13 protein-coding genes are annotated in these 15066 nt (G+C 60.4%); 7 read left to right on the top strand and 6 right to left on the bottom strand.

The window, feature by feature from the left end; translation table 11 throughout:
• Positions 1–74: 74 nt before the first annotated feature.
• Genes KVG95_RS01805 through KVG95_RS01795 form a run of 3 tightly spaced genes read left to right on the top strand, consistent with a single transcriptional unit; the run spans position 75 to position 2899 of the window.
• Positions 75–983 carry an ABC transporter permease gene (locus tag KVG95_RS01805; RefSeq protein ID WP_217854299.1) on the top strand — a complete coding sequence of 303 codons (909 nt, stop codon included), beginning with the start codon at positions 75–77 and terminating at the stop codon, positions 981–983.
• Positions 980–1828 carry an ABC transporter permease gene (locus KVG95_RS01800; RefSeq protein WP_217854298.1) on the top strand — a complete coding sequence of 283 codons (849 nt, stop codon included), beginning with the start codon at positions 980–982 and terminating at the stop codon, positions 1826–1828. The genes KVG95_RS01805 and KVG95_RS01800 overlap by 4 nt, the downstream gene beginning before the upstream one ends.
• Positions 1829–1843: 15 nt before the next feature.
• Positions 1844–2899 carry an ABC transporter ATP-binding protein gene (locus KVG95_RS01795; protein WP_217854297.1) on the top strand — a complete coding sequence of 352 codons (1056 nt, stop codon included), beginning with the start codon at positions 1844–1846 and terminating at the stop codon, positions 2897–2899.
• A 153-nt stretch (positions 2900–3052) separates the two neighbouring features.
• On the opposite strand, the gene KVG95_RS01790 is transcribed toward KVG95_RS01795, so the two are convergent.
• Positions 3053–3982 carry an AraC family transcriptional regulator gene (locus KVG95_RS01790; protein WP_217854296.1) on the bottom strand — a complete coding sequence of 310 codons (930 nt, stop codon included), beginning with the start codon at positions 3980–3982 and terminating at the stop codon, positions 3053–3055.
• A gap of 335 nt (positions 3983–4317) precedes the next feature.
• On the opposite strand from KVG95_RS01790, the gene KVG95_RS01785 reads away from it, so the two are divergent.
• Positions 4318–4671 carry a putative quinol monooxygenase gene (locus KVG95_RS01785; protein ID WP_217854295.1) on the top strand — a complete coding sequence of 118 codons (354 nt, stop codon included), beginning with the start codon at positions 4318–4320 and terminating at the stop codon, positions 4669–4671.
• A 41-nt stretch (positions 4672–4712) separates the two neighbouring features.
• On the top strand, positions 4713–4943 hold the full coding sequence (locus KVG95_RS01780) for a hypothetical protein (RefSeq protein WP_052967297.1): 231 nt from the start codon (positions 4713–4715) through the stop codon (positions 4941–4943).
• Here KVG95_RS01780 and KVG95_RS01775 read toward each other — a convergent pair whose 3' ends face one another.
• The 5 genes from KVG95_RS01775 to KVG95_RS01755 form a co-directional block, all read right to left on the bottom strand.
• Entirely contained in the window at positions 4944–5573 is a 630-nt protein-coding gene (locus tag KVG95_RS01775; RefSeq protein ID WP_217854294.1) for a flavin reductase family protein, read from the bottom strand.
• A 285-nt stretch (positions 5574–5858) separates the two neighbouring features.
• Positions 5859–7178: an MFS transporter gene (locus KVG95_RS01770; RefSeq protein ID WP_217854293.1), complete on the bottom strand. Its 1320-nt coding sequence runs from the start codon at positions 7176–7178 to the stop codon at positions 5859–5861.
• Positions 7179–7499: 321 nt separating this feature from the next.
• The gene (locus KVG95_RS01765; protein ID WP_217854292.1) at positions 7500–8834 is read right to left on the bottom strand and encodes a sigma-54-dependent transcriptional regulator; all 1335 of its coding nucleotides are present in this window, start codon (positions 8832–8834) and stop codon (positions 7500–7502) included.
• Positions 8834–10594: a sensor histidine kinase gene (locus KVG95_RS01760; protein ID WP_052967294.1), complete on the bottom strand. Its 1761-nt coding sequence runs from the start codon at positions 10592–10594 to the stop codon at positions 8834–8836. The genes KVG95_RS01765 and KVG95_RS01760 overlap by 1 nt, the downstream gene beginning before the upstream one ends.
• A gap of 381 nt (positions 10595–10975) precedes the next feature.
• Positions 10976–12499: a fumarate hydratase gene (locus KVG95_RS01755; RefSeq protein ID WP_052964313.1), complete on the bottom strand. Its 1524-nt coding sequence runs from the start codon at positions 12497–12499 to the stop codon at positions 10976–10978.
• A gap of 527 nt (positions 12500–13026) precedes the next feature.
• Here KVG95_RS01755 and KVG95_RS01750 point away from each other — a divergent pair.
• Positions 13027–14133, top strand: coding sequence for a GGDEF domain-containing protein (locus tag KVG95_RS01750; RefSeq protein ID WP_217854291.1), 1107 nt, complete (start codon positions 13027–13029; stop codon positions 14131–14133).
• Positions 14126–15061: an iron-sulfur-binding ferredoxin reductase gene (locus tag KVG95_RS01745; RefSeq protein ID WP_217854290.1), complete on the top strand. Its 936-nt coding sequence runs from the start codon at positions 14126–14128 to the stop codon at positions 15059–15061. Before KVG95_RS01750 ends, KVG95_RS01745 begins: the two co-directional genes overlap by 8 nt.
• Positions 15062–15066: the final 5 nt, after the last annotated feature.

Raw genomic sequence — 15066 nt, 5'->3', positions numbered from 1 at the left:
CCGCTCCCACAGGGTTCAACGTGGTTTTAAGGCCTGTGCTCGCTCAGCTGCTTTCCATTGACGAGACCCTTGCTATGGAACACCAACCTCTGACCCATCCGGTAAGCGCCGCACCCGTGCGCCTCAATCGGGGTGTCTCACCGACGGCGCGTGCCTGGTTTTTCCTCTCGCCGTCGATGCTGTTTCTCGGCGTGCTGATTGCCGCCAGCCTGCTGGTGCTGCGCATGAGCGTCGGCACCAAAGGCGCGGAGTGGACCGGGTTCAGCCTGGCCAGTTACGCCCAATTGCTGGAACCCTATTACCTCAAATCGTTGCTGCTGACGTTGCGCCTGGCGCTGATCAGCGCGGTGATTGCGGTGCTGCTGGCGATCCCGGTCGCCTACACCATGTCACGGCTGACCTCGCCGTTTGTGCGGCGGATCTTCCTCGCGGCGGTGCTGCTGCCCTTGCTGGTCAACCTGCTGCTGCAAAGCTACGGCTGGCTGGTGATCCTCGGGCCGGGCGGGATGCTCAATCAGGCGCTGATGGGCCTGGGCCTGATCAAGCGCCCGATCATGCTGCTCTACAACCAGAATGGCGTGTTGATGGGCCTGGTGCAAACCGCGTTCCCGTTGGCCGTGCTGCCGATTGCCAGCGCCATGCGCGGCGTTGCCCGCACTTACGAAGAGGCCGCTGCCACCCTCGGCGCCAGTCGCTTGCAGGTGTTTCGCCAGGTGGTGTTGCCGATGAGTTTGCCGGGGATTATCACTGGCGCGACATTGGTGTTTGCCTATAACGCCAGCAGTTTTGTGGTGCCGCTGCTGCTCGGTGGTCGGCGCGTGCCGATGCTGGCGGTGATGGTGCATGACCAGATCGCCCCGCTGATGAACTGGCCCGCCGCGTCTGCTGCCGGTGTGGTGCTGATCGTTACCACCCTGGCGATCATGACCTTGTCCGAATACATCACCGGCCGTCGTCGGCGCATGCTGGAGGCTTCCCAATGAGCACCCTGATCAAGAAGCGCCACTCGCTGCTACCGGGCGATACCGGCAAGTTCGCCGGCATCCTGTCGGGCTTCATTCTGCTGCTGGCGGTGCTGCCGATTTTGACCATGATCGTCATGTCGTTCAGCGGTGCGTCGAACCTCGACTTCCCGCCCAGCAGCTACAGCCTGCAATGGTACGAGGCCGCCTGGAACACCTTCGTGTCGCCAGACGCCAGCGATGTGCTGAGCCTCGGCAAAGCCATGACCACCAGCCTGATGGTGGCCTGTCTGACCATGGTTTTCGCCACGATTATCGCGGTGCCGGCAGCCTACGCCCTGACCCGTTGCGAGTTCCGCGGCAAGGCTGTGGCGCTGCAATTGATGTCGCTGCCACTGGTGTTCCCGATGGTGGTGTTGGGCCTGGCTTTGCTGCTGGTGTTCGACAGCCTGCCGTTCCACATCACCACCTCGCGGCTGGTGATTGCCCACGTGATTCTGGCGCTGCCGTTCGTGGTGAAAAACTGTACCGCGGCGATGCTCTCCATCGGCAGCGAAGTCGAAGAGGCCGCGCAAATGCTCGGCGCTTCACCGCTGCGGGCGATTGTCGATGTGGTGGTGCCGCTGATGAAGTCGGGGATTTTGGCGGGCATGCTGCTGGCGTTCATCGTCTCGTTCAACGAATTCACCGTGACCTATTTCCTCTACACCATCGACGTCATGACCGTGCCGATCTGGATGTACAGCCGCACCGTGTCTTCGCTCGACCCTACCGTTTTCTCGTTTGCCGTGCTGATCGTGCTGATCGACTTCGTCCTGATCTGGGCGTTGGAGAAGCTGGTCGGTGAAGGTGGCGTTTCGTTCTGATTCTTGAGGTGCAACATGACTGGTCTGATTCTGGAAAACGTCGAGAAACATTACGGCTCGGCCTGCGCGGTAAAAGATGTGAACCTGCATTTGCCTGAGGGCAAACTGGTGTGTTTCCTCGGCCCTTCGGGCTGCGGCAAAACCACTTTGCTGCGGATGATTGCCGGGCTTGAAACCCTGACTGGCGGCGAGATTCGCCTGGACGGTGAAGACATCGGCCATACGCCGGCGCATCAGCGTAATTTCGGCATGGTGTTTCAATCGCTGGCGCTGTTTCCGCACATGACGGTGGGGGAGAACATCGCCTATCCGCTGAAACTGCGCGGGGTCAGCAAGACTGATCAACAGGCGCGGGTGGTGGAGTTGCTGGAGCTGATTCAGCTGCAGGAAATGATTGATCGTCCGGTGGCGAAACTCTCCGGCGGGCAACGTCAGCGCGTAGCAATTGCCCGGGCGATTGCTTCGCGGCCGAAAATCCTCCTGCTTGATGAACCGTTGTCGGCGCTGGACGCCAAGCTGCGTGAGTCGATGCAGGTGGAAATCCGTCAGCTGCAACAGCGTTTGAACATCACCACCATCATGGTCACCCACGACCAGCGCGAAGCCATGACCATGGCCGATATCGTGGTGGTGCTGGGTGAGCATCGGGTGCAGCAGGTCGGTACGCCGATTGAAATCTATCGGCATCCGGCCAATGAATTCGTCGCGGACTTTATTGGCTCGGGGAACATTTTCCCGGCCACGGCGCTGGGCAACGGCAAGGTCAGCTTGCCCGGTGGCGATGCGCTGCAAGTGCCTATTTGCAGCAGCATTGTGGTGGGGGAGAAAGTGAAAATGCTGATTCGCCCGGAGGATCTGCAACTGTCGCAACCCCAGGCGACGGCGGGGAATCGCTTGCTCGGCAAGGTGACGTTTGTGCGGGATATCGGGGCGACGATTGAAACGACCGTCGAGTGTTCCGGGGTGTCGTTTACCGCGTTGAGTACGCCGTGTCAGGGGGTTGGGTTGAGCATTGGCAATCCGGTGTCGGTGACCTTGCCGGCTGAGGCTTGCCGCGTGTTGAGCGCCTGACTTTAGAGGTGGGTCGCCTTTGCCGGCCTCTTCGCGAGCAAGCCCGCTCCCACATTGGATCTGCGGTGTTCACTTATTTTGTGTCCACCACAAATCCCCTGTGGGAGCGGGCTTGCTCGCGAAGGCGTCAGTAGCCGCACCGAAAAAGTCAGATCAAACCGACAACCGCAACCGCGCCAAATCCCGGAGCGGCGGCGCTCCGAACAATCGGCTGTACTCCCGGCTGAACTGGGAGGGGCTTTCATACCCCACCCGATAACCCGCCGCCGAAGCTTCCAACCCTTCAGCCAGCATCAACCGCCGCGCCTCTTGCAGGCGCAATTGCTTCTGATACTGCAGCGGACTCATCGCCGTCATCGCCTTGAACCGGTGATGCAATGTTGACACGCTCAGGTTCACTTCCCGCGCCAGATCATCAATGCGCAGCGGTTGCTCATAATTGCCGTTGAGCCATTTGATCGCCTGGCTGATGCGATGGCTCTGGCTGTTGGCAATGGCAATCTCATACAGCCGATGACCCTGCTGGCTGCGCAACAGCCGATACAGAATCTCTCGACGAATCAGCGGCGCCAGCATGGCGATGTCTTTCGGTGTGTCCAGCAAACGCGCCAGACGCAGCACGGCATCGAGCATTGCCGTGTCGATCTGCTCGACATACAGGCCACGGCCAGTGGGCCGTGTGGGTACGCCGATGGGGCCGGCGTCGGCAATCAGCGCGCTGATTTCTGCCGGATCGATATCCAGTCGTACGGCGAGGATCGGTTCCTCGGGCGAGACATTCACCACCCGCCCGCTCAATGGCATCGAGACCGACACCACCAGGTAATTCAGCGGGTCGTAATTGAAGTATTCATCTGCCAGCCGCACTTCCTTGCGCCCCTGGGCCATGATGCACAGGGCCGGTTGCGCCAGCACTGGAGCGAAGTCATGGTTTTTACTGTGGCGCGACATGAACAGCGAACCGACGGAGGTGGCATAAGTGCCATCCTCCATCGTGTTACGGCGGATGAGGGCGGCCAGTTCCGCGCGCTGTTTTTCCATGTCGGCATCCAGCGGGGCTTGAAAGTGATCGAGCGACGACATGCTGGGCATCCTCGGTGACGCGTTGGTGATGGGCTGAGCTTAAATTTGTGCAAGGGACAGCGGTAGACACATCCTGCCAAAAGCTTGCCTGATTCTGCACGAGGTAAATACGCGAGGCCGCTATGGCAGGTCAGCGCCGGGAAAACTTGCTTGAAAGTCGTGTTGCAGCGATGTGACAGTGGTTTACATGCTGTTACAGACGTTTTTTTCAGCCGCGCAGGATTGTGCAACAAGCCGGCAGGAATCGACTAACGACGACCAGGGCGCGCCGCCTAATCTTGGATCCTGTCGCAGCCCGTCCCCGGCTGCCACTGGATGACCTGGGAGGGTTGAACATGTCTACGCAGATCCCCGTCAGTCATATGGCCTTCGTCCGCGCCCGCGCCGGGCGTTCGGCAGAACTCGGTGCACGCCTGAGCGCCTTGATCGAGCCGTCGCGCAACGCACCGGGTTGCCTGAGCTTCGCCCTGCAGCACTCGCAATGCGATCCCGAGCTGTGGCTGGTGTCCGGTTTCTGGGCCAACCAACAGGCCATGACCGCTTACTTCGGCAGCCCGGCGATGCAGATCTTTGCCGAGCTGGTGCAAGAGCTGGTGGTCAATAGCCTGGATTTCCATACCTTCAAGGATGTCTCGGCGGCCCAGGCGCTTGGCCAGTCTCAGGCAGCGGTACACAAACTCGCCGGTTGAGGGTTTAATGGCGCAACTCTCCATTAGCCAGGATCCGCGACATGGCACGCAAAGCCTTTGAACACTTCGAAGCCGTTTCAGCAGTAGTACCGGGCGAGGGCGGTTACCACGCCGCGATTGCCGTCAAAGCCCTCGGCGGTTCCGGTGCCCCGCGTTTTCACAAAGTGCTGGAAAGCCAGACCTTCAAAACCGCCCATGAAGCCGACGAGGCCGCTGCCAAAGAGCTGACCCGCCTCAAAGACGTTAAAGAAGACACCGACCTGCTCTGGTAATTACTTGACCGCCCCCGGGCGGAACATCTTGAACAATGCCTCTGGCCCCAGCTGAAAGTAATCCGCCGGCCCGCCGCCGCGCAGAATCGGTTCTGCCGCGGCGGTGTCGTACACCCCATCTTTCAACAGCCACTTGGCGATATGCACGGCGACCACTTCGCCGAGAATCAGCCAGCTCGGCACCACTTCCTTGTTTGCACGTTGCAACTGAATGATCTGCGTGACCTTGCACTCAAAGGACACCGGACTTTCGGCAACCCGTGGCACCTGAATGATTTTCGACGCGGCGGTGGTCAGCCCGGACAGTTCAAACTCATCGACCTGCGGCCCGACCATGGCGCAGCTCTGGTTCATCTGCTCGGCCAGCGGCCGGGTCGCCAGGTTCCAGGCGAATTCGCCTGTCTGCTCGATATTATTCAGGCTGTCTTTGCGCCCGACGCTGGAAAAACCAATGATCGGCGGGATGTAGTTGAAGGCATTGAAAAAACTGTAGGGCGCCAGGTTCAAGCGACCGTTGGCGTCCTGGGAGGAAATCCAGCCGATAGGGCGCGGGCCGACGATGGCGTTGAACGGGTCATGCGGCAGGCCGTGGCCGTTGGCGGGTTCGTAGAAATGGATGTCGTCGGGCATGGACGGAGGTTCCTGAGGGCTTTGTTTCGGGATCGATCATAGTGCAAGGACGAGCGGGTTATTTCCAGCGATGAGATCTAATGTGGGAGCGGGCTTGCTCGCGAAGGCGGTGTATCAGTCAGCATCCTTGTTGAATGTTAAGCCGCTTTCGCAAGCAAGCCCGCTCCCACATTTTTTGTGTCGAGCCTGGAGTTTTGTTTACCCCCAGAAATGACTAAGCCCGGCCAAGGCCGGGCTGTGGTGTTGCGTTCAGGGAGGCCATAACAGCCTCCATCAATGTTGCTATTAGTCCGTCTCGATCCGCGAATGCTTGCGGGTATCTTTCATGGTCACGTACACCAGCAACGACACCGCGATGCACGCCGTGACATACCAGTAGTAACCGGTTTCCATGCCGATGCTCTTGAACCACAGCGCGATGTATTCAGCGGTGCCGCCGAAGATCGACACTGTCAGCGCGTAGGGCAGGCCGACGCCCAGCGCACGGATTTCGGTCGGGAACAGTTCGGCTTTAACCACCGCGTTGATCGAGGTGTAGCCGCTGACGATGATCAGCGCCGCCATGATCAAGAAGAACGCGCCCCACCAGGTCTGGATGGTGTGCAGGGTGGTCAGGATCGGCACGGTGAACAGTGTCCCGAGAATACCGAAGGCGATCAGGATCGGCCGACGACCGACTTTATCCGACAGCCCACCGATGATCGGTTGCAGGCACATGAACAGGAACAGCGTGGCTGCGGAAATCGTGGTGGAGTCGGAGATGCTCATGCCGACGGTGTTCACCAGGTATTTCTGCATGTACGTGGTGTAGGTGTAGAACGCCAGCGTGCCGCCCATGGTCAGGCCGACCACGGTCATCAGTTCTTTCGGATGGCGCATCAAGGTGCGCATCGCGCTTTCCTTGGCTTTCTCTTTCTTGGTGAACGACTCGGTTTCTTCCATGCCACGACGCAGGTAGAGCGCGACCACGGCACACAGTGCGCCGATGGCGAACGGAATGCGCCAGCCCCAGGCGTACAGCTCTTCAGTGGTCAGGGTCTGTTGCAGCACGATCAGCACTGCCAAAGCGATGAGCTGGCCGGAGATCAGGGTCACGTACTGGAAGCTGGAGTAGAAGCCGCGACGATCCTTGGTCGCCATCTCGCTGAGGTAAGTCGCCGAGGTGCCGTACTCGCCACCGACCGACAGGCCTTGCAGCAAACGGGCGAAAATCAGCAGGATCGGTGCGCCGATACCAATGGTTTCATAACCCGGGCTCAGGGCGATCAGCAGCGAGCCGAAACACATCAGGTACACCGAAGCCATCAGCGCTTTCTTGCGACCGGCCTTGTCGGCGTAGAGGCCCATCAACCAGCCACCGATCGGGCGCATCAAAAAGCCCACGGCGAAGATCGCGGCGGTGTTGAGCAGTTGTGCGGTGGTGTCGCCTTTAGGGAAGAAGGCTTTGGCGAAGTACAGGGAGAAGGCGGCGTAGACGTACCAGTCGTACCACTCGACCATATTGCCGACAGAGCCGCTGAAGATCGATTTGATCCGGCTAGCGGTGGTTCTTTCTTTGGCCGGCGCGGCAGCCGACCCAAGGGGCAGGGCGTTGGAGTTATCCATTGAAGGATCCTTCGTTTAATTGTTTTTGTGGAGCGCGTTGAAACGCAGCCTGCTGGAGCTATAGCAGGAGCTGTGCCAAGGGGAGGAGGGCCGGTTTAGAGGGGGTAGCGGGTTTTGTTGAGCGGAAATCCGCTTATTCAGGGGCGGGTTCGAGCGGAAAACCGCTTATTCACGCGTGGTATTGCTTCGTCAGTGCTGGCCCCTTCGCGAGCAAGCCCGCTCCCACAGTTGATTTGTTGTGTAGGCGAATTTTGTGTTCGCCATAGATCCAATGTGGGAGCGGGCTTGCTCGCGAAGGGGCCAGTTCAGGCACCACAAAAATCAGCTGTCCTGCAAAAACATCTCGCGCGTCAGTCCATGCCGCTGCATCTTTTCATTAAAGGTACGGCGCGGCAGTTGCAGCTCTTCCAGCACCGCTTTCACATCACCTTTATGCCGGGTCAAGGCCGCCCGCAAGCAATGCGCTTCAAAGGCTTCCTGCTGCGCCGCCAATGACTGGCCGGGGTCGATCCCCGCCGGTTCCGGTTCGCCAAGGCCCAGCACTTGTCGCTCGGCGACGTTCGCCAGTTCGCGCACATTGCCCGGCCAGTCGTGGCTCAGCAGATGGCTCAGTTGCGGCCCGCTCAAGGGTGCAAAGGTGCGGCCCAAACGCTCGGCGGCACTCTGCGCGAAGAACTCGAACAGCAGGGGAATGTCTTCACGCCGGTCACGCAACGGCGGCAGACGCAATTCGGCGACGTTCAATCGATAGGCCAGATCTTCGCGAAAACGTCCGGCCCGGGCTTCATCCAGCAAGTCGGGTTTGGTCGCGGCGATGATCCGCAGGTCCACGTGGATACTCTGGTTGGAACCCAACCGCTCAAGCTTCTGCTCCTGCAACACCCGCAGCAGTTTCACCTGCTGGGCCAACGGCATGCTTTCGATTTCATCGAGAAACAGTGTGCCGCCGTCGGCGTATTCGAGCTTGCCGATGCGTTTACCCTGGGCGCCCGTGAACGCACCGCTCTCATGGCCGAACAGTTCGGCCTCGAACAACTGCTCGGGAATCGCTGCGCAGTTCAGCGCCACAAAGGGCTTGTCTGCGCGGGGACCGAAGTCGTGCAGGCAACGGGCAACCAATTCCTTGCCGCTGCCGGTTTCGCCCCGGATCAGCACATTGACCGGCAACGTCGCCAGGTCCAGTACTTGCCGACGCAACGTCTGCAAGCCGCGGGACACCCCCAGCAGGGTGGCATCGAGTTTGGCGCGATTGTCCGCTTGCTCGTGCAGGGCACGGTTTTCCAGCACCAGCCGACGCTTGTCCAGAGCCCGACGCAGGCTGCTCAGCAGGGTTTCCGGGCTGAAAGGTTTTTCGAGGAAATCATAAGCGCCATCGCGCATCGCTTCGACGGCCATCGGCACATCGCCGTGACCGGTCAGCAGGATCACCGGCAAGTCGGCATCGCGGCGCTGGACTTCGGCCAGCAACTCCAGCCCCGTCATGCCAGGCATGCGCACGTCGCTGAGAATCACCCCGGGGAAATGTTTCGGCAGTTGCGCCAGACACTCGTCGGCGCGACTGAACAGCTGCACCTCGAACCCTGACAGGCTCAGCCACTGTTCGACGGCGCTGCGGATGCTGCTTTCGTCATCGACCACCATCACCGAATTGAGCATCAAGCAGGCACCTCCAGATCAATGGGCAACGTCAGGGTGAACACCGCGCCGTTATCACCATTATCGGCACTCAGGCGGCCGCCTGCTTCGTGAGCGATGGCGAACGAGACGGCCAGCCCGAGGCCCAGGCCATCGCCCACCGGTTTGGTGGTGAAGAACGGATCGAACACTTTACCCAGGTTCTCTTCGGCAATGCCGCCACCGTTGTCGGAAACGCTCAGGCGCCACAATTGTTCATCGGCTTCGAGACGAATTTCCAGACGCTTGCAAGGTTTGTCATGCATCGCATCCAGCGCATTGCGCAGCAGGTTGATCAGCACCTGTTCCAGACGAATCGCATCGCCACGCACCCAGGCCGGGCGAGTCAGATGCAGCACGGTGCTAACGTGCTCGTCACGCAGGCGCGCATCCAGCAACTGCAGGGATTGATCGACCACCGCCGCCAGGTCCAGCCGTTCGCGCAGACCGCTGGGGCTTTTGCGGGCGAAGGTTTTCAGGTGGCCGGTGAGGGCGGCCATGCGCGTGAGCATGTCGTCCACCGGTTTGAGCGCCTTGTAGGCGTCCTCGACCCGACCGTGATCGAGCAGCAGCCTCAGAGTAGCAAGCTGCATACGCTGGGCGGTCAGCGGTTGATTGATTTCATGGGCCAGCGCCGCAGACATCTGGCCGAGGGCCGCGAGTTTGGCCGATTGCACCAGCCCGTCCTGAGCGGTGCGCAAATCCCGGGTGCGTTCTTCCACCAGTCGCTCGAGTTCTTCACGGCTGCGCTGACGCATCTTGGCCAGGCGCCAACGCTGGTTGAGGAACAGCAACAGAAACACGATGGCCAGCCACAACCCGGCCGCGGCGAGCCCGGCGTTGCGGCGGTCTTCGAACGCGACTTGCGGGCGACGCAATAGATGCAGCGTCCAGCCTTCGGCGGCCAGCGGCAGCGATTCCCAGAGGTAATCCGCCGTCCCGTCGGGACCAACGACCCGGGTCAGCGCACTGTTGTCGTCGAAGCGTCGCAGCGATTGATAGTCAAGCGGGGTCAGCGGCTGTTTGTCGTATTGGCGGGTGGCTTTGAGCTCGGCGCGGTCGCTGTCGCTCAGCGGTTTCAATTGGCGATAGCGCCAGCCGGGCTGATTGGCGATGAAGATAATTCCCCGGGCATCGCTGACCAGCAACGTGTCACTGCCCTGGCGCCATTCGCGCTCAAGTTCCGGGAATTCGAGTTTGACCACCATGGCCCCGAGGAACTCACCACCGTCGCTGGTCACCGCGCTGGACAGGAAATAGCCGGGAATGCCGCTGGTCACACCCACCGCGTAAAAGCGGCCGGTGCCTTGGGTGCGGGTCTGGCTGAAGTAGGGGCGAAAGCCGTAGTTGTGGCCGACGTAACTGCTGGGCAAGCGCCAGTTGCTGGCGGCCACGGCCAGGCCAGTGCGGTCGAGCAACTCCAGGGTCGAGGAGTGTGCAGCGCCGTTGATTTTTTCCAGTTTGCGATTCAACGCAAGCTGCTCTTCGGGGCTCACTTCACCGTTTAGCGCGGCGCGCAATTCCGGGTCCAGCGCCAATACGGCGGGCAGGGCGCGGTAGCGGTCAATCAGGGTGTGCAGGGAGTTGGCGTACAGCGCCAGTTGCTGATTGGCCCGCGCGGCATCTTCCACCAACGCTTGGCGTTCGGTGTGACGGATGGCCAGGGTGGCGGCGAGCACTGCACCGGCGATGATCAGCAAGGAGTACAACGACAGGCGCAGGGTACGGGAAGTCGGCAGCATGCTGTAGGAAACAGGTTGAGGGATGGGCTGGCACCATACCATGAGGCCGCGCGTCCTTCGTCCCGGCATGACGTGTTCAGACGGTAGTAAATTTACTCGATCGAGAGTGCAACATGCTCTGGGTATACGCCAATTCGTTATTGAGCTCTTTTGTAGACTGCCAAAGGCTCTGGATAGAGTCGCCAGCACTTTCTCCAAAAAAGGCTGAACGTGTGCATCGCGGTGACGCTTGTCGCTTCTTCGAGCTCAATCATGTTGGCGTTTCTAGAATGAATGGGTTGGTCGAAGTGGCTGCTTAGATCGAAGGACTAAATCGTTATCCAAAAAAAGGCCGGGTCGTCTGGGAAGACGGCCCGGCCTTTCTCGGTAGCGGGGAGGCGCTTACTGCACTTCTACCGCCAGGCTTTCACTGATCTTTTTCTGCCAGATCGCAGGACCGGTGATGTGTACAGACTCGCCTTTGCTGTCGACCGCAACGGTCACAGGCATGTCTTTGACGTCGAACTCGTAGATCGCTTCCATACCCAGTTCGGCGAAAGCTACCACGCGGGATTTCTTGATGGCTTGCGCCACCAGGTAAGCCGCGCCGCCGACAGCCATCAGGTAAACAGCTTTGTGGTCCTTGATCGCTTCGATTGCGGTCGGGCCGCGCTCGGATTTGCCGATCATGCCCAACAGGCCGGTTTGCTCGAGGATCTGACGGGTGAACTTGTCCATCCGCGTCGCGGTGGTAGGACCAGCAGGGCCAACCACTTCGTCACCGACCGGATCGACCGGGCCGACGTAGTAGATGAAGCGACCTTTCAGATCTACCGGCAGGGTTTCACCCTTGTTCAGCATCTCGACCATGCGCTTGTGCGCAGCGTCGCGACCGGTGAGCATTTTGCCGTTGAGCAGGACGGTTTCGCCCGGCTTCCAGCTCTGCACTTCTTCCGGTGTCAGGGTATCGAGGTTGACGCGACGGGCCGATGGACCGGCTTCCCAGACGATTTCCGGGTAGGCGTCCAGCGGTGGCGCTTCCAGCGAGGCCGGGCCGGAACCGTCGAGCACGAAGTGTGCGTGACGGGTGGCGGCGCAGTTGGGGATCATACACACCGGCAACGAAGCGGCGTGGGTCGGGTAATCCATGATCTTCACGTCGAGCACGGTGGTCAGGCCACCCAGGCCCTGGGCGCCGATGCCCAGTTGGTTGACCTTCTCGAACAGCTCCAGACGCATCTCTTCGATACGGTTGGACGGGCCGCGCTTCTTCAGCTCGTGAATGTCGATGGACTCCATCAACACTTCCTTGGCCATGACGGCGGCTTTCTCGGCGGTGCCGCCGATGCCGATGCCGAGCATGCCCGGTGGGCACCAGCCGGCGCCCATTTCCGGAACGGTCTTCAGCACCCAGTCGACGATCGAGTCGGACGGGTTGAGCATGGCCATTTTCGACTTGTTCTCGGAACCGCCACCCTTGGCCGCGACGTCCACTTCCACGGTGTTACCCGGAACGATGGAGTAGTGAATAACGGCCGGGGTGTTGTCCTTGGTGTTTTTACGAGCGCCCGCCGGGTCGGCGAGGATCGAGGCACGCAGGACGTTTTCCGGCAGGTTGTAAGCCCGGCGCACGCCTTCGTTGATCATGTCGTCCAGGCCCATGGTGGCGCCATCCCAACGAACGTCCATGCCCACGCGCACGAACACGGTAACGATACCGGTGTCCTGGCAGATCGGGCGGTGGCCGGTAGCGCACATGCGCGAGTTGATCAGGATCTGCGCCATGGAATCGCGGGCTGCTGGCGATTCTTCACGCAGGTAGGCCTCGTGCATCGCCTGGATGAAATCCACGGGGTGGTAGTAGGAAATGAATTGCAGGGCGTCGGCAACGCTCTGAATCAGGTCGTCTTGCTTGATCACGGTCATGAGTCGCGCTCCTCTAAAAGACGGGAACATTCAATAAGGTGCTTGCAGCTTGGGTGCATCGGTCGGTTGCAAGCACCTTTCAAGGCACGCCGGGCATGCTGGCGCGACGCTAAAAAGGCGCGGCAGTATACCGCGCCTCGATGGCGGGCACATCCGTTGACAGTCAAACGTTGGTCGCATACCGCCCACAGATGAATATGGGTGAAGGGCTTTTGTGGCGTGGGAGCTTGCCTATGGGGGGCTTGCCTGTGGCGAGGGGGCTTGCCCCCGTTGGAGTGCGAAGCGCTCCCCGACATTTTTCAGAAACACACCGCATCGGCAGATTTTACGACTGCTACGCAGCCGAACGGGGGCAAGCCCCTCGCCACAGTAAAAGGTGTACTTGCTACAAATTTGGGTCATGGCTTTGACGCCAGTTTTTTGCCCCGAAAATTGAATGGTCATTTATCAGACACGCCACTAAAGTGGCATCCGGCCTGTAGAGTAGGACACTCCAACAGCCCCCCTTTCCCACGGTGAATCAACGATTGACCCATAACGCCATCCAGCGGCTTTTGCTCAAACGCTTTGCCCTCGCAGCTGGCACCTACGCCCTGGCTTTGCTGCTGCTGTGGCTGGCGTTTTTCACCGGTCACTACCAAGAATCCGTCACCGGCATGGCGATCGGCAGCGCGTTGGTGGTATTCAGCCAGGCGGTGTTGTTCGCGGTGTTTTCCAGTGGCCGCAACCTGCGTTTTTCCGACCCGAGCCTGACCGAAGTGCAAATACTGCTGGGGCTGGGTTGGCAAACCTGGCTGATCGCTCATCTGGACGAGGCGCGCGGCGCGTTTCTGGTGTTTTACCTGTTGATTCTGTTGTTCGGGTTGTTTCATCTTTCGCGCACGGCTTTCGCCCGTTGCGCGTTTTTGGTGTTTTTCAGTTTCAGCGCCATCACCTTGTGGGAGGGCTACCACTTCCAGCTACCCGACCCGACGCTGGCACTGTTGCAGGTGTGCGTGCTGTTTGTGGTGCTCGTGTGGCTGATGCTTTATGCCCGTTACGTCCAGATGTCGCGCCAGCGTATGCGTCAGCGGCGGTTTGCCTTGCAGGCGCATCAGGACACCCTGCGCGGAATGATGCGCCAGCTCGAAGGCCTGGTGGCAACCGACGAACTCACCGGGCTGTTTAACCGCCGGCATTTCCTGCGCTTGGCCGCCCGCGAGTTGAATGCGATGGAAGCCGATGTGGTGCATGGCTTGGCATTGATCGACCTTGACCACTTCAAACGCATCAACGATGTTCACGGCCATGCCGCTGGCGATCAGGTGCTGCAAGCATTCGCCGGGGTGGCTACGGCATGCCTGCGCGATGGCGATATTCTGGCCCGCTATGGCGGTGAAGAGTTCGTGGTGCTGTTGCCCGATTGTGATCCCGAACGCCTGACCGCTTGCTGCGAACGGTTGCGCGTTGCCTTTATGGATGTGGAGATGATCGGCCTCAATGTGCGCAACCTCAGCCTGTCGGCGGGCATGACGTTATTGACGCTTGGCGACGATCTGGATGACGCCTTGCACCGCGCCGATCAGGCGCTGTATCGCGCCAAGCGTGACGGCCGTAACCGTTGCGCGGCGGCCTGGGAGAATGTCGATGCCTGAGTTACGGGTCGGCGAACGCCAATGGACGGTGGCGGCGGGCAGCAATCTGCTCGATGCCTTGAATCAGAACGGCGTGTCGGTGCCCTACAGCTGCCGGGCGGGCAGTTGCCATGCGTGTCTGGTCAAATGTGTCGAGGGCTTGCCCAGCGACAGTCGTCCCGATGCCTTGAGCAATGAGCAGCGTCAGCAGGGTTGGCGGCTGGCCTGTCAGTGCCAGGTGGTCGACGATCTGCAAGTCGAAACCTTTGATCCGCTGCGTGATGGGCTTGCCGCCCAAGTGACCGCCAGCGATTGGCTGAGCCCCAGCGTTTTGCGTTTACGCCTGACCAGCGAGCGACCGTTGCGCTATCAGGCGGGGCAGCATCTGGTGTTGTGGGCGGGCCAGGTAGCGCGGCCGTATTCCCTGGCCAGTCTGCCGGAAGAAGATCGCTTTCTGGAGTTCCACCTCGATTGCCGCCAACCGGGGGAATTCAGTGATGCGGCGCGTTGCTTGAAAATCGGCGATCCGCTCCGCCTTGGCGAGTTGCGCGGCGGGGCACTGCATTACGACCCGGACTGGTATACCCGACCGCTCTGGTTGCTGGCAGCCGGCACCGGTCTGGGGCCGTTGTTCGGTATTTTGCGCGAAGCATTGCGTCAGGATCACCAGGGCGCCATCCGTGTCATTCACCTGGCCCATGATGCGGGTGAGCATTATCTGGCCAAACCCCTGCAAGCCATGGCCGATGGCCGTGAAAACCTGACGGTCGAGTTGTGGACGGCGGCCGAGTTGCCCGCGGCTTTGGCGCAACTGCGCCTTGTTTCACGGCAAACCCTGGCCTTAGTCTGCGGGGCCCCCGACAGCGTCGACGCCTTTGCCCGGCGCTTGTACCTGGCCGGTTTGCCGCGCAATCAACTGCTGGCGGATGTCTTTCTACCCCGTGGTTGAGCGCT

Origin of the sequence: Pseudomonas farris (assembly GCF_019145235.1) — a bacterium.
Classification (GTDB): domain Bacteria; phylum Pseudomonadota; class Gammaproteobacteria; order Pseudomonadales; family Pseudomonadaceae; genus Aquipseudomonas; species Aquipseudomonas farris.
This window is presented reverse-complemented; position numbering and strand designations above follow the sequence as displayed.